Source organism: Paraclostridium benzoelyticum, assembly GCF_001006285.1.
Classification (GTDB): Bacteria; Bacillota; Clostridia; order Peptostreptococcales; family Peptostreptococcaceae; genus Paraclostridium; species Paraclostridium benzoelyticum.
In genome coordinates, this window is record NZ_LBBT01000002.1 from 1 (window position 1) to 15728 (window position 15728).

Sequence of the window (15728 nt, forward strand, 5' to 3'; positions counted from 1 at the left end):
TTTAATATTATTTCTTATTATTGTATTCTCTTAACAGAATCTCTTCTCCCATTTGAACTAATTTTTTAGACATAACTGCTCCTAAACTCCCAGGTATGTCTTCATTTTTATTAAATGAAATATTACTTTGTTCTACATTAAGATTCAATGGACCTAATTCATTAGCTATTTCCAATTTCATTTCATTTAAAGCCTGCTTTGCATTACTCACTAATGGTTTATTCGCCATTTTGATGTCCTCCTTAAAGTGTCTTCTAATATATAGTTTGCAAATTAATATATTATTATTCTATAAAAACTCAATAAGAAAAAAGAGAGAATAAAATTCTCTCTTTTTTAGTTACATTTGTTGTGATAATAACTTATATATTTCATATCTTTCTTTTGCATTTTCTTCTGTCATGTCAAATAACTCTTGAGCTATATCTGGGAATTGTTTAGCTATAGCTGAATATCTAACTTGTCCCATTAAGAAATCTTTAAAACTTTCTGTTGGTTCTTTAGAGTCTAATGTAAATGGATTTTTACCTTCATCCTTTAATTGCGGATTAAATCTATATAAATGCCAATATCCACATTTAACAGCTTGTTCTTCATTTGCAATAGTTCTACCCATACCTTCTTTTAATCCATGAGATATACATGGTGCATAGCATATTATAAGTGATGGTCCATTATAATTTTCAGCTTCTATTATAGCTTTCACTAATTGATTTTTATCTGCACCTAATGAAACTTGTGCCACATAGACATTACCATATGTCATTGCCATTCTACCTAAATCTTTTTTCTTAGTTCTCTTACCTGCAGCTGCAAATTTAGCCATAGCTGCAACTGGAGTTGATTTTGAAGCTTGACCTCCAGTATTTGAATAAATTTCTGTATCAAATACTAAAACATTCACATCTTCACCTGACGCTAGAACATGATCTAATCCACCATATCCGATATCATATGCCCATCCATCTCCTCCAAGTATCCATTGAGATCTTTTTACAAGATAATCTTCTAATTCTTTTATTTGACTTATTAAACAAGAGATTTTTTCATCTGATTCTTTAATATTATTTATAGCTTTTTTTACACCTTCTGATGCACAAGCTGATTCTGATCCATTATTTTTACTTTCTAACCAATAGTTAAATGCTTTTTTACTTTCTTCCTCAATATTCATTCCAACTAGTTCTGTCATTAAATTTTCTATTCTATTTCTTATTTGTTTAACTCCTAAATACATACCATATCCATATTCAGCATTGTCTTCAAATAAAGAGTTTGCCCAAGCAGGTCCTTTCCCTTCATGGTTTATAGTATACGGAGTCGATGGAGCTGATCCTCCCCAAATAGATGAACATCCTGTTGCATTTGCTATCATCATTCTATCTCCAAATAGTTGAGTTACTAACTTGATATATGGAGTTTCTCCACATCCTGCACATGCTCCAGAAAATTCTATAAGTGGTTGTCTAAATTGACTTCCCTTAACGCTATTTGGGCTCATTATATCCCCTTTATCAGAAACTTGTGATACTGCAAAATCCCAATTTGGTATTTCTGATTCAGTTTGAGACTCAAGAGGTTTCATAACTAATGCTTTTTCTTTAGCCGGACATATATCTGCACAGTTCCCACATCCAGTACAATCCATAGTATCGACTTGCATTCTATATTGTAATCCTTCAAATCCTTTACCTATAGCTTTTTTAGTCCCAAAACTATTAGGAGCTTTGTTACTTTCTTCTTCATTTAATAAAAATGGTCTTATAGTTGCATGTGGACAAACATAAGCACATTGATTACATTGAATACAATTTTCTAATATCCATTCAGGTACATTTATTCCGACTCCACGTTTTTCATATGCTGCTGTACCATTAGGGAATGTTCCATCTTCTATTCCGTTAAATGCACTTACTGGTAAATTATCACCTTCTTGTGCATTCATTGGTCTTAATATGTTTGTTATAAATTCTGGCTCATTTCTATCTTCAATTCTATCTTTAGCAGTTTTCCAATCTTGCGGTATATCTATTTTTACTATTGAACTCATACCTTTTTCAACTGCTTCATAGTTCATATTTACTATTTTTTCACCTTTTTTGCCGTATGCTTTTTTTATAGAATCTTTTAAATGATCTATAGCATCTTGTTCTGGTATTATTTTTGCTAATTTGAAAAATGCAGATTGCATTATCATATTTATTCTATTGCCAAGACCTATTTCCTGTGCAATTTTAGTTGCATTTACAGTATAAAATTCTATATTATTTTCAGCTATATATTTTTTAATTCTAGCTGGTAAATGATGTTCTAATTCATCTTTACTCCATATACAGTTAAGTACAAATACTCCACCTTTTTTAAGCCCTTTTAATAAATCATACTCTGTTACATAAGATTGATTGTGACAAGCAATATAATCAGCTTCATCTATAAGATAAGTTGATTTTATAGGCGTTTTACCAAATCTTAAGTGAGACATTGTGATACCACCAGATTTTTTTGAATCATATGCAAAGTATGCTTGAGCAAACATATCAGTATTATTACCTATTATTTTTATAGCTTGTTTATTAGCTCCAACTGTACCATCTGATCCTAATCCCCAGAACTTGCATCTTATAGTTCCTTCTTGACTTATTTTGAAATTCCTATTCACATCTATAGATTTATTAGTTACATCATCTACTATACCTACTGTAAATTGATTTTTAGGATTGCTAGATTTTAAATTTTCATATACAGCTTTTATATCTGCTGGTGTCGTATCTTTAGATCCAAGTCCATATATTCCTCCAATTATCATAGGTGTTTTTTCATTTTCATAGAATGCTGATTTAACATCTAAGTATAATGGTTCGCCTATAGATCCTGGTTCTTTTGTTCTATCTAAAACACAAATTCTTTCTACACTTGATGGTATTACATCCATAAAATGTTTTATAGAGAATGGTCTATATAAATGAACTTTTACTAATCCATATTTTTCACCTTGTCCATTTAGATAAGTTATAGTTTCTTCTATAGTCTCTGTTACTGATCCCATTGCAACTATTATGTGTTTTGCATCTTCTGGACCAAAGTAATCAAATAAACCATGGTTTCTTCCAGTAAGTTTATTCATTTCATTCATATACTCTTCAACTATAGGTACAATATTTTCATAATATTTGTTAGAGGCTTCTCTAGTTTGGAAATATATATCTGGATTTTGAGCCGTACCTCTTGTAACTGGATGATTTGGAGATAACGCTCTTTCTCTAAATTCTTGTAGTGATTTTTGATCTATTAGTTTAGCATAGTCTTCATAATCTAAAACTTCTATTTTTTGTATTTCGTGTGATGTTCTAAATCCATCAAAGAAATGTATAACTGGAAGTCTTCCTTTTATAGCAGCTAAATGAGCAACTGGTGCTATATCTGCAACTTCTTGAACAGAACTTGACGCTAATAGTATACATCCTGTTTGTCTTGCTGCCATAACATCTTGATGGTCTCCAAATATAGATAAAGCCTGAGATGCAATAGCTCTTGCACTTACATGAAATACTCCTGGAAGCAACTCTCCTGACACCTTATACATATTCGGAATCATAAGTAGTAACCCCTGAGATGCTGTAAATGTTGTTGTTAGGGCTCCTGACTGTAATGACCCATGAAATGCCCCTGCTGCTCCTGCTTCTGACTGCATTTCTACAACACTAACTTTTTGCCCAAATATATTTTTTCTTCCTTGTGCAGCCCACTCATCTACGACTTCAGCCATTGTTGACGATGGAGTTATAGGGAATATAGCCGCAACATCTGTAAATGCATACGCAACATGTGCTGCTGCAGTATTTCCATCTATAGTAATTATTTGTTTACTCATAAATTAAGCCTCCTATATATACTTACATTATGTAATTTAGTTTTATACTCACTAATTTATTATTTACATTATTTTGTTATATATACTATAAGCAAACAAAGAAAAATACTCTCTATATTAAAACTATAGAGAGTATTTTTTAGTTTGACATATTTATTAATTCTTTTATTAATGAAGCATCCGAAACCTGTGTTATATCTAATATTTTCCCCTTATCTTCAGTTACTGATACAACAAAAGTCGTTTTATTATTTTTAATTTCTAATATATAATAATTTATCATTTTTTCTTTGTTCTTGCTATATGCAACCGCATTTGGCATATCTAAACTAGTATCTCTTATTAATTCATCGATGTTTTTTCCTATATAAGTCTTTATTGATTTAAAATCAACTTTACTCGCATCGATAAACGCTTGGTCATTGTAAAATTCAATTATTACATTAGCTGATTTCGCTTCTTTTGGTAAATCTTCAAACCCGGAAGACATTCCCACAAATTCATCACTTTCTACGTTAACAACTTTATCTTTGCTTATATCTACATATAAAGCACTACTTTCATACCCATCTTTTGGATATACCATTTCAATATTTAGATTTTTTAAAATCCCCTCTTTATCTAAATTTTCATATTCTCCGTATTTATCTGTATTTATATAATAAGTTGTCATGTATGGATCCCCTATATTATCCATAACATATTCATAATTTTTCCCCATAACTTCACTAACATCATTTTGGATTTTAGTCATGTTTTTTTGTTGAGTAGCCTTATCTACTTTTTTTTCACTTTTCATACTGCATCCTGAGAACATTAGTATGACTATTAGCATTGTGCTAATTAGCAAACTTTTTTTCATACACCAATCCTCCTAAATTTACTTATATTTAATTATATATTATTTATTTACATTAAATAACCTAAAAAGGTATATTGTAATATTTTTGTAAGACTTATTCCGTATATTGACATTTAATTTTTATTTTATCCTAGATACTTTTTTGTGTGTTATAATATTTAAGGACATATTTAGGGGGAGGATATTATTATGGACTTAAAACAACTTGAAGTTTTTGTAGCTGTAGCTAAATATAATAGCTTTTCTAAAGCTGCTAAAGAGCTTTTTCTTACACAACCTACAGTTAGTGCCCATATTCAAAATCTTGAAAAAAGCCTTGATACAGTACTAGTTAATAGAAATAATAAAGTAATTACTCTTACAAAGGCAGGCGAAATATTATATGAACATGCCATCTATATTTTAAATAATTGTAAAAAAGCTGTTTATGATATAAAAGAATATAGTGGGAAAATCGAAGGGGTCATAGACCTTGCATGTAGTTCTATACCTGAAACATATATACTTCCTGACTTTTTAAAAAGTTTTTATACTAATTATCCAAATGTTAAATTTAGTATAAGTCGTTATGATTCTCAAGATGCTATATCAGAAATTTTAAATGAACGTATAAGTTTTGGATTTGTAGGTTCTAAGGTAAATAATAAACAAATTGAATATATAGATTTAATAGATGATGAGCTAGTTTTGATTGCTCCTAAAAGTTTGATTATCGAAAATGAAAATGGTTTTATTGATATAGAAAAACTTTATAATTTAAATTTTATAATGAGAAAAGACGGTTCTGGGACTCAAAGTATTGTTATTAATAAATTAAAATCAAACAAAATATCTATTAATAGCTTAGATACAATTGCTTATGTTGAATCCAATGAATCAATAAAAGAAATGGTTAAGTTAGGGCTTGGAGTTTCTTTTGTTTCTTATACTTCAATTATTGAAGATATAAACTCAAACAAGTTAAACTTTTATAAAATTAAAAACATGAACTTTTATAGAAAATTTTATTTTATATACTCGAAGAAAAAAGCTTTTACTCCTCTTGAATATAAATTTTTAGATGGAGTGTGTGACTATTTTAATTTAGAACATATAAAAAAAGATAAGTGATTAATCACTTATCTTTTTTTATATTAAGCTTCTATTTCATAAAAAGCTTTATATCCTTTATACATTTCATATATATCTGCTTTAGATACTATTTCATATGGAGCATGCATGTTTAATACACCAACTCCACAATCTATTACTTCTGCACCATATTCAGCTAATATGTAAGCGATAGTTCCACCGCCACCTTGGTCAACTTTACCAAGTTCTGATATTTGCCAAACAACATTAGCTTTATCAAATATTCTTCTTACTTCTGAAGCAAATTCAGCATTAGCATCATTACATCCACCTTTACCTCTTGCTCCTGTATATTTAGTTAAAGCTAAACCATGTCCCATAAAACATGCATTTCTCTTATCTAAAACATCTGGATATGTTGGATCAAATCCTGCTGAAACATCAGCTGATAAAACTTTTGAATTTGCCATAGCTCTTCTTACTTTAAGATCGCAATAATCTCCTTGTAAGTTTATAAGTTCTGCTACTGCATTTTCAAAGAATTTAGATTGCATTCCTGTATTTCCTTGAGATCCAACTTCTTCTTTATCTACACATAATGCTACTGCAGTATATTTTGGATTTTCAATATCAAATATAGATTTTACAGCTGCATATGAACAAACTCTATCATCATGACCATAAGCTATAACCATCCCTTTATCGAATCCTAAATGTCTAGCTTTCCCAGCTGGAACAATTTCTATCTCAGCTGTTAAGAAATCTTTTTGAGTCATGTTATATTTTTCATTTAATAATTTTAGTACATTAGCTTCAACTGCATCTTTTTCTTCACCTTCTAATGGCATATGACCTACTAAAAGGTTTAATCCTTCTCCAGTTACTCCATCAGCTAATTTTTTTTGCATTTGATCCCCTGCTAAATGTATTAATAGATCTGTTATGCAAAATACTGGATCATTATCATCTTCACCTATACATATATCAACTTTAGTTCCATCTTGTAGTATAACTACACCATGTATTGCAAGTGGTAATGCTGTCCATTGATATTTTTTTATTCCACCATAATAGTGAGTTTTGAAAAGAGCTAAATTTCCATCTTCATATAATGGATTTGGTTTTAAATCTAATCTTGGAGAATCTATATGTCCCCCAACAATTCTCATTCCTTTTTGTAATTCTTCTTGTCCAATTACAAATAAAGCAACGCCTTTATCTTTATTTTCTGCATATACTTTAGTACCTGCAGTTAAACATCCTGATGACATCGCATCGTTTATTGATATAAAACCATGTTCTTTAGCTTGTCTTATTATCTCTCTTGCTGAAGTTCTTTCTGTTTTACCAACATCTAGGAACTTCATATATTCATTTGAGTAATTCATCACAGCATCAAGTTCTTTGTTTTCTTTAATTTGTTCCCATGCATTTTTAAATTCATGTCTTAAATTCATACTTAATACTCCCTTTCTTTATTAAAATACCCTCGTGATAATTATAGCACACTTATATTTGTCAAATGTTAAATTTTTCTAGTTCTTTTTGTTTTTCATCGCCTCTTCATATTCCTCTGGTGAAACTACTTTTATGTTTTCTAATCTTGATCTAAAATGACCTCTAAAATGTTCTAAATATTCTTTTCTTAATCCTTCTCTTTCTTTATGTTCATCTTCAGTTAAACCTTCACCTTTATGTTTTTTTGCTAATTCATTTATTCTGTTTAATTTCTTTTTATCAAATTCGTTATTCATATTATTCACTCCTAAAAAAATAATTTATTTTCTTTAAATTCTTCTATGTTTTTGTAGCATTTTAAAAATTCATCTATATTATCCGATATTATATCTATTCCCTTTTGTATTTCATCTAAGCTTGTTTGTGCAATATTTATTCTAAAAAATCTATCGTCTATAGATGTGTCAAAGAAATGGCCACCTGATAAAATAGCTACTCCTTTTTTTCTTAAGTACTTACTGAATGCTTTTGATGAATATCCTCTTGGTAATTCTAGAAAGAAATTTATCCCTCCTGTAGGTACTTTTATTTTAAGTTTATTAGCTAATTTATTTTGTATAAGTTCTAGTGCTAATCTAAATTTTTTATAATAAGCATCCTCTACATTCTTTATGTAGTTGTTCCAGTTAAAATTTTCCATATAATAATACATAGACCTTTGAATTATACCTGATGTTGATATGTCTGACGAATATTTTGCCCATAGTATTTTATTTAAAATTTCATTAGGCATTTCTACTAACCCTATTCTAATCCCTGGCATAAGCAATTTAGAGAAACTTTTTATATAAATTACCCTTCCCTTATCATCATAACTTCTAAGAGGAAAATGCTCTGTTGATTCAAACTTCAAATCACTCATAAAATCGTCCTCTAATATATAAAAATCATATTTTTCAGCTAGTTCAATTAACTTTTTCTTTTTATATTCTGAGTAAGAGATTCCAGTTGGATTTTGATAATTAGGCATTGTATAAAGAATCTTAGGTCTTATTTTTTCAAGTTTTAACTTAAGTATACCTATATCTATTCCATCTTCTAACATCGGTATACTTATAATTTTTGACCCTCTATTTTTAAAAACCTCAAGAGCTCCTCTATAAGTTGGTTCTTCAACAAATACTAAATCTGAGTAATTTATTAAACCTTTACAAACTATATCTATGCCTTGCTGAGCTCCAGATATAATTTGTATATTATCTTTATTAGTATTTATATTTAGAGTTTTTAAGTATTCTACGAGTTTAGACCTTAACTTTATAAATCCTAATCCATCATCATATTCAAACATTGAATTTCCTTCTTTTTCAAGAGCTATATTTATGGATTTTTTAAACTCTTCTACTGGAAACATATCTATTGAAGGATTCCCATTGTCAAATCTAATTATTCCTTCCATAGATGTGTTTTCATCACTATTAGCTTTTACTCTAGTGTCTGACACAAATGTCCCACTACCAATAATTTTATATACATATCCTTCTTTTTCTAATAATTCATATGCCTTTACTATTGTAGTGTTATTAACATTTAATAACTTTGCTATAGATCTTATAGGTGGAAGCTTTTTATTTACTTCTATTTCATTATTTATAATCATTGTTTTTATATGATTATAAATTTGTAAATACTTTGGACCATTGTCTTCTATTACTAACTTATATTTATCCATTTAATCACCACTTCAAATGATATTGTTGTACATGTGTTTATTGATGCCTATAACTATATTTGATATTATTATGTATATATAATACCAAAATTTATAAAAAAAGGGGATACTAATTATGTACTACGATTATCATATGCATTCAAACTTTTCCGGAGATAGTCAAACACCTATGGAAAATATGGTCAAAAAATCTATTGATTTAGGCTTAAAGGAAATCTGTTTTACTGATCATGTTGATTACGACATAATAAGTGATGTTCCATTTGAAACAGACTATATATCTTACTTAAAAAGTATCGATAATCTTAAAGATAAATTTAAAAATCAAATTACTATAAAAAAAGGAATTGAAATGGGAGTGCAACCTCATATTATAGAAAAGTGTTCAAATGATATAAAAAACTATCCATTTGATTTTGTTATTTGTTCAATGCATGCAATAGATAAGATTGATTTGTACAATGGGACTTTCTTTAACAATAAATCTCAATATGAAGCTTATGAAAAATATTATGAACTTTTATATTATATAGTTAAAAATTATAAAGATTATTCTGTTTTAGGACATCTTGATTTAATTAAAAGATATGGAGATTACAATGAGGAACTTGATGATAAACTTTTTTCTGATATATTAGAATCAATTTTAAAAGAAGTTATTCATAGTGGAAAAGGTATCGAAATAAATACGTCATGTTTTAGATATGGCCTAAAAGACTTAACTCCTTCAAACTATATACTAAAAATGTATAAAGAACTTGGAGGGGAAATAATAACTACTGGCTCTGATTCTCATATCCCATCTCAAGTAGCTTATAAGTTTGATTATATATACAATAAACTTGATGAACTTGGATTTAAATACATATCAACTTTTGATAAAATGAAGCCTCAGTTCATAAGTTTAAAAAACATTTTAAATAAATAAAAAATATACTTAGATTGATAAGTAAAAAATAACTCTATCTTTTTAGATACGAGTTATTTTTTTCATTTTTATATTAATTATTGAATATAACTTAAGATAGGAGGTGATATATTTGAAGATTCCTAATCTTGTATATTCAACTTTAGTACTTTTTTTATCTAATTTCATAGTTAGAATAATAGGTTTTTTATATAAGATATTTTTGTCAAATAATTTATCCGAAGTTCACTTAGGAATATATCACATGGTATTTAACTTTTTAATGATTTGTATAGCTCTTACCACAACAGGTATACCTACTGCTCTTAGTTGCTTAGTTGCAAGAAAAAAAGCATTTAATGATAAACATAGTACAAATTCACTTTTTATATCGGCAATATATATATCATTTTTCATAGCATCAATTATTGCTTTGTTTGTGTCAATTAGTTCTCAATCTTTATCTCTCAAATTATTACATAGCAATAATAGTTCTATATTTATACTTGCTCTTTGTCCATCAATAATAGCTATAACACTTTCAAATATTGTCAGAGGATACTATTATGGAATAAAACAAGTTGATATACCTGCTATCTCTCAAGTTTTAGAACAAATTTCAAAAATTATTTTTGTTTATTTGATAGTAAAAAACTTTAATGATCCAACTTTGATCTGTTTATCTGCAATAATAGGTATATCAATAGGTGAGTGTATAAGTTTAGCATTCATGACACTAGGATTAGCTCGCAAACCATATATAGACAATAGGTACACTATAGATATAAAAGAGTTTATGAAATCCTCATATGATACAGTTAGAATGTCAATACCTATTACCTGTAATCGTATGTCTAATATAGTTCTAAATTCTATTAGTTCTATGATTATTCCATCTAGGCTAGCCCTTTCCGGAATTACATATACGACAGCTTTAGGAATCTATGGAACTATTGCAGGTATGGTATTTCCTTTTGTTTATCTTCCATTTATGCTAGTTTCTGCGTTAGTTGTAAATATAATACCTAGCATATCATTGGATGTAAGCAGAAAAAATATTAAATCTATAAAAAGCAAAATATTATTTGCTTTAATTCTCACTCTTGTTATGGGATTTCTATGTTCTTTAATGTTTTATTTATTTGGAGAAAAAATTTGCTTATATACATTTAAAAATAAGGTTGCAGGATTTTATTTAAAATACATGTGCTTAGTCCCTTTATTCTTAAGTTTAAATCATGTTATTTCTGGTATTCTTCATTCTATTGGAAAAGAGTTTATTGCTAGCGTTATAGGAATCACCTCTATGATTATACAAACACTTTGCCTATACTTTATACTTCCAATCCCAGATGTGGGCTTATGGGGCTATATATTAATTCTTACAGTAGTTCCTATCATAACTTTTGCATTTAATTCTCATGTTTTATTTAAATCTTTAAAATCATTATACTAAGGTGGTTACTTTTATGATTATTCTAAATAAAGATGCGAATTTGGCTGTATCTATTTTCAATAAAAATAATTGTTTATACATAAAAAACTATACAAACAAAATTGAAGGTATTTCAAATAATGTCTATTTATACTCAGCTCTAATCGATAATTATAACGACATTCATATTTGCTTTATCGACTTAAAAAACTACTTTTATTATTACACTTACACTAATAATTCATTAAACTTAATATCATCATTTAAATTAAATGTTAGTTCGAAAAAAGTTTCTAAGCTTTCGATGCACTTATTAAATGACTCTATAAATGTGTTTTTTTCTAAGTCTATAAACAAACATTATCATAATATATATCATTTAAACTATAGCTTTTATAATAATGAACTTATAGAATTCGATATTAAAAATGCTTTTAAAAGTAGATTGCCTCTTTATACTATTAACGTGTCAAATAACCATATTATATGTTCATACTACGTTAAGTCAAAAAACAAAATAGACTTAGAATCCATGGTTTATAATGATAATAAAAAAGACTGGTCTCACTTTTCAAATATAAAAACTAGTAACATTCTATTTAAATACTGTGATACTATAAAATATTAAAAATAAAAAGAGCATTGATTTTATCAATGCTCTTTTTATTTTCAGTCTTAGTGTATATATTTTTTAATTAGCACTTATTATCATTATGGCAGTGGTCATATTTTTCTTCACAATTTCCATTGAATTGAGAGAAGTCACAAACATTACCAAATGTATCTACTAATCTAGGTTTTATTCTTGTAGGTCCACCTAAAACTACTATTTGTTCTTCTATTAATACACTAACTATATTTTGTAAGCATAATACTAAGTCTATGCCATTAGGAATTTGCAACTCATAACAAGGTTTGTTATTTACTATGTGTTGAGTTATTATTGCTTTTCCTATACAATCAACTGTTAATTGAGTTTGGAAATCTTGTCTTAGCGTAAATCCTCTTCCATCTGCTGGAACTACTAAGTCGCTTGATAAAGTATTAAAATAGAATACTACATCATTTGATTCATCGCCTTTATGGCACTTACCAACTGGTGTAGCTATAGCAGTAAACTCAGAACATCCAAATCTACCTATTAATTCTATTTCTAAATCTTTAACTAGCACATTTAACCCTTTTTGTTTATACATTACATTTTGTCCCAAACACTTATCGTTGCAGCATCTATTTAATTGACCACAAACATTGTATTCAAAAACTGATTTGCATTTTTTACCATGTTTATCAACTTCATCAATGCTTAAATTTTCTAAAGATGTTGTTCCTGGATTAATTTTTATGCTTGTATAATTTATACAAACTTTTTCTATTGTAGCATTAGTTTGAGTAGAGTTTGGTAATGGTCCACGTAAACTACCTAATTCATAGTCAAAGTTCAAATCTTCTCCATTCGTCATTTTACCATCTGTAAATACTCTAAACATTATAGTGTCATATATTCTGTTAGTTTCTATTGGATACAATACTGCTTGTGATGTTGAAAATTTAGGTGGTACTAAAGGATGACTACACTCTTCTGGACAAGGGTTTGGGAAGCAATTGTCTGTACAATCTTCATCTTTGCAATCACAGCATCCTGGATTACATCCACAATTATGATTATGATGATTGCAATCATTATTGCATTCATTATTACAATCACATTGTATATATGGATGGCATTGTGGTTTACATCCTCTTAGTTCCTCTTCTATTTCATTCTTTTCTATATAGCTTCTTCCTGAATCTATATTCTGATTAGGCTGTATTACTCTTTTGTTAACTACTTTTTTGGCTCTCATTAAATCCTTCATTCAGTTTTGGCCTCCCCTTTGATTGTCTTATTAAAATGTAGGCTCTTGTTTATGCCTAATTAATAATATGCATGTATTTTGCTAATTGTTACTTAATTAGTCTTTTATTAATTAATTCTTATTAGAATAATTTACCGCTGAATTAATATATATTTATAGAATATATATTTTAGGAGGTAGTTATGGGATTTTTTAATGAATGTTCATATGTTATAAGAAAATCTAATAAAGATATGATACTTATAAAAAGCGAAAATGGACTAAGCTATAAATATTTTAAAAATAGCGATTCAATGGTTCATTCTGAAAGTATAACACTTGTTCCTATTGATTTTTCTAGTTATTATTTTGATATAGATTCAAATGACAATGTATATGGAATTTTTTCAGATTTTAAAATAAACATTTTAAAACTAAATAATGATAGTAGTAAATTTTTAACTCTACATACAATAGATTATGACTATGAAAATTATACTATTACGTTTCCATGCATAAAATTTATAAATAATACAATACATATATTTTACTATCTAACTAACAAAGATTGTGCCACTACTATCTTATTCCACCATTATAATAATGGTAAACAATGGTTTGAAAATAAAGTTGATTTTATAAACTTGCCTGTATTGGATAATTTTACAATTTATTTTAATGAAAAAGTTCCAACAATTTTTTATTTCAAGGAGAATGATGAATTTCCACAGGTTTATTGCAGCAGTTTTAATTTAAGTAACCTAAGTTGGAATGATCCAATATGTATAACTAATTCTTTAGAAAATAAAATTTATTTATCTGTTCTAAAAGATAAACTTAACTTCTATCACATAACATTTTGTGAAAGCAATGAATTTAAATATAATATTAAATACTTAAATGGATATCTAAATAACAATTCATTTGATGAAAATGTTAATAAATTCATAACAGATGGATCTTTATATTTATATCCATCTATATTAAAATATAACTCTTCAATATTCATATCTTATGTTTATAAAAATATTTTATATACTTCCTATTCTGATGATTTAGGGTGTAATTGGAGTGAATCATATGAGGATGAATTTAGCATAAATGATAAGTTTATAAGAGCTTGTTTCAAATCTAATTATATGCCTGATAAGGATTATATATCTACTAATGTTTTTGTAAGTAAAGACCCATTTGGAATATTAGGTAACTTCTACAATTAATAATAATAAAAAAAGTATTGTGAAAATCACAATACTTTTTTTACCCCGAAACACCGATGGCCCTTTAAATTCATACCCGAGAATCTCCCAGGTGGGTGTACTACTAGCAGTTTTTAAAGTCCCCCATAATTATGAAGGGGCATTTTATCCACCGCTAAACTCATACTCCCGTTCAAACTTTGTCGGTTGAATTTAAATAGGCACTGTCGCATGCCCCAGGATTTCATATTTTTATTATATAATAAATTTCAAATTTTTAAAAGCATTTTTCGTTAGCAAATTTATAAATTTTTCGTTCTTTTTCTACTTTTATTTATCTATCCTTACATAATCATAGTCTATATAGTCATCTGTTTCATAGTTTTCATCTTCATCTAATAGATCTTCAAAATCATTTTCTTCCTCTTCTTCCTCATTTTCTTCTTTATTTATATAATCATATTTATTATTTTTTGTATAATTGCTCTGTTTATTATCACTTCTTAAAAGATTTCCTAAAAGTTTCAAGTTATTTAAACTTCCTATATTATTTATGCTAGCTAATGAACTTAAACTAAATCCAGAACTATTTTCTTCTCCTATATCATCAGGTAAGAACAGTTCTGCAAATAGCTCAATTTTCTTTTTCATATCTATGGCTCTCTCTACAGATTCTTTTTTGCTTTCTGGAAAAACTTCTATTATTTCTTTAATCATCATATTTTTTTTATCTTCTTCTTCCATGCTTCTAAAGAAATCTGATTCATCTTCATTATCAACCAAATCAACACTACTAAGTTTTTTTATTCCTCTTACTAAATCTAAAACGCTCTCTATTTTTATTAATACTTTTCTTTCATCTTTATCCATATATTTTTTAGTTCTAGTTATTATTTCCAACCCTCTATCTAAATCATCATCACTTAATTCTAACATTTTCATTCCTTTATCAAGATCATTTATGTTAAAACTAGCTACTGGATCTATATAATCAGATTCATCAACAAAATCATCTTCATCTTCTTCTATGTCTATTTCTTCATCTTCAATATTTTTGGGTCTTAATTTGTTTTTTAATTTGATTTTATTATTTTTCTTATTTAATTTTGACCTCATACTTGCCATTTCTTGATTTATATCTAAACTACCAGTTTTATTGTCTGACAATGATATACTTCCATTACTTAAAGCTACCATCCCTAATATAAATAGTAAACTGTTCACCTTTGTCACCCCTTACTATATACTACTCCTAATATATAAACTATGTTTTATTTACTATTATTGTTACTTTTTTTATAAATTCGCATATATATTATTTATAGGTATTTTTTATTTTTTCATATTATTAATCA

General features: G+C 27.7%; 13 protein-coding genes and 1 other RNA gene. 5 read left to right on the forward strand and 9 right to left on the reverse strand.

Going from position 1 to position 15728, the window contains the following annotated elements:
- Positions 1–7: 7 nt before the first annotated feature.
- The 3 genes from VN21_RS00020 to VN21_RS00030 form a co-directional block, all read right to left on the reverse strand.
- The gene (locus tag VN21_RS00020; protein WP_046821462.1) at positions 8–229 is read right to left on the reverse strand and encodes a small, acid-soluble spore protein, alpha/beta type; all 222 of its coding nucleotides are present in this window, start codon (positions 227–229) and stop codon (positions 8–10) included.
- A gap of 111 nt (positions 230–340) precedes the next feature.
- Positions 341–3871, reverse strand: a complete 3531-nt coding sequence (gene nifJ, locus VN21_RS00025; protein ID WP_046821463.1) for a pyruvate:ferredoxin (flavodoxin) oxidoreductase — start codon at positions 3869–3871, stop codon at positions 341–343.
- Between the two features lie 139 nt (positions 3872–4010).
- Complete coding sequence (locus VN21_RS00030) at positions 4011–4733, reverse strand: hypothetical protein (protein ID WP_046821464.1); 723 nt, start codon at positions 4731–4733, stop codon at positions 4011–4013.
- Between the two features lie 189 nt (positions 4734–4922).
- Here VN21_RS00030 and VN21_RS00035 point away from each other — a divergent pair, with 189 nt between their 5' ends.
- Positions 4923–5843 (forward strand): selenium metabolism-associated LysR family transcriptional regulator, encoded by a 921-nt coding sequence (locus tag VN21_RS00035; protein ID WP_046821465.1) that lies wholly within the window; start codon positions 4923–4925, stop codon positions 5841–5843.
- A gap of 23 nt (positions 5844–5866) precedes the next feature.
- Here the strand turns inward: VN21_RS00035 and VN21_RS00040 are convergent, their stop codons facing one another.
- From VN21_RS00040 to pdxR, 3 genes are all read right to left on the reverse strand, one after another.
- A complete protein-coding gene (locus VN21_RS00040; RefSeq protein ID WP_046821466.1) occupies positions 5867–7261 on the reverse strand; it encodes an aminopeptidase in 1395 nt (464 codons plus the stop codon).
- Between the two features lie 78 nt (positions 7262–7339).
- Positions 7340–7558: a DUF896 domain-containing protein gene (locus VN21_RS00045; protein ID WP_021428585.1), complete on the reverse strand. Its 219-nt coding sequence runs from the start codon at positions 7556–7558 to the stop codon at positions 7340–7342.
- An 11-nt stretch (positions 7559–7569) separates the two neighbouring features.
- Positions 7570–8994 (reverse strand): MocR-like pyridoxine biosynthesis transcription factor PdxR, encoded by a 1425-nt coding sequence (pdxR, locus tag VN21_RS00050; RefSeq protein WP_046821467.1) that lies wholly within the window; start codon positions 8992–8994, stop codon positions 7570–7572.
- Between the two features lie 115 nt (positions 8995–9109).
- Between pdxR and VN21_RS00055 the strand changes: the two genes are divergently transcribed.
- The 3 genes from VN21_RS00055 (at position 9110) to VN21_RS00065 (ending at position 11964) form a co-directional block, all read left to right on the forward strand.
- Positions 9110–9922 (forward strand): histidinol-phosphatase HisJ family protein, encoded by an 813-nt coding sequence (locus VN21_RS00055; RefSeq protein WP_046821468.1) that lies wholly within the window; start codon positions 9110–9112, stop codon positions 9920–9922.
- A gap of 103 nt (positions 9923–10025) precedes the next feature.
- Positions 10026–11357 (forward strand): oligosaccharide flippase family protein, encoded by a 1332-nt coding sequence (locus VN21_RS00060; RefSeq protein ID WP_152650737.1) that lies wholly within the window; start codon positions 10026–10028, stop codon positions 11355–11357.
- A gap of 13 nt (positions 11358–11370) precedes the next feature.
- Positions 11371–11964 (forward strand): hypothetical protein, encoded by a 594-nt coding sequence (locus VN21_RS00065; protein WP_046821470.1) that lies wholly within the window; start codon positions 11371–11373, stop codon positions 11962–11964.
- A gap of 67 nt (positions 11965–12031) precedes the next feature.
- Here VN21_RS00065 and VN21_RS00070 read toward each other — a convergent pair whose 3' ends face one another.
- Entirely contained in the window at positions 12032–13195 is a 1164-nt protein-coding gene (locus VN21_RS00070) for an exosporium morphogenetic protein CdeC (RefSeq protein ID WP_046821471.1), read from the reverse strand.
- Between the two features lie 182 nt (positions 13196–13377).
- Here VN21_RS00070 and VN21_RS00075 point away from each other — a divergent pair, with 182 nt between their 5' ends.
- On the forward strand, positions 13378–14394 hold the full coding sequence (locus VN21_RS00075; RefSeq protein WP_046821472.1) for a hypothetical protein: 1017 nt from the start codon (positions 13378–13380) through the stop codon (positions 14392–14394).
- 38 nt (positions 14395–14432) lie between these two features.
- On the opposite strand, the gene ssrS is transcribed toward VN21_RS00075, so the two are convergent.
- A non-coding RNA gene (ssrS, locus tag VN21_RS18060) (6S RNA) lies at positions 14433–14619 on the reverse strand.
- A gap of 84 nt (positions 14620–14703) precedes the next feature.
- A complete protein-coding gene (locus VN21_RS00080; protein ID WP_152650738.1) occupies positions 14704–15597 on the reverse strand; it encodes a hypothetical protein in 894 nt (297 codons plus the stop codon).
- Positions 15598–15728: the final 131 nt, after the last annotated feature.

What these genes read in the sequence shown, in the direction of transcription:
- VN21_RS00040 (WP_046821466.1), bottom strand. Translation starts at nt 7,261, where the DNA reads ATGAATTTAAGACATGAATTTAAAAATGCATGGGAACAAATTAAAGAA.
- VN21_RS00045 (WP_021428585.1), bottom strand. Translation starts at nt 7,558, where the DNA reads ATGAATAACGAATTTGATAAAAAGAAATTAAACAGAATAAATGAATTA.
- nifJ (WP_046821463.1), bottom strand. Translation starts at nt 3,871, where the DNA reads ATGAGTAAACAAATAATTACTATAGATGGAAATACTGCAGCAGCACAT.
- VN21_RS00020 (WP_046821462.1), bottom strand. Translation starts at nt 229, where the DNA reads ATGGCGAATAAACCATTAGTGAGTAATGCAAAGCAGGCTTTAAATGAA.
- pdxR (WP_046821467.1), bottom strand. Translation starts at nt 8,994, where the DNA reads ATGGATAAATATAAGTTAGTAATAGAAGACAATGGTCCAAAGTATTTA.
- VN21_RS00075 (WP_046821472.1), top strand. Translation starts at nt 13,378, where the DNA reads ATGGGATTTTTTAATGAATGTTCATATGTTATAAGAAAATCTAATAAA.
- VN21_RS00055 (WP_046821468.1), top strand. Translation starts at nt 9,110, where the DNA reads ATGTACTACGATTATCATATGCATTCAAACTTTTCCGGAGATAGTCAA.
- VN21_RS00035 (WP_046821465.1), top strand. Translation starts at nt 4,923, where the DNA reads ATGGACTTAAAACAACTTGAAGTTTTTGTAGCTGTAGCTAAATATAAT.
- VN21_RS00065 (WP_046821470.1), top strand. Translation starts at nt 11,371, where the DNA reads ATGATTATTCTAAATAAAGATGCGAATTTGGCTGTATCTATTTTCAAT.
- VN21_RS00030 (WP_046821464.1), bottom strand. Translation starts at nt 4,733, where the DNA reads ATGAAAAAAAGTTTGCTAATTAGCACAATGCTAATAGTCATACTAATG.
- VN21_RS00070 (WP_046821471.1), bottom strand. Translation starts at nt 13,195, where the DNA reads ATGAAGGATTTAATGAGAGCCAAAAAAGTAGTTAACAAAAGAGTAATA.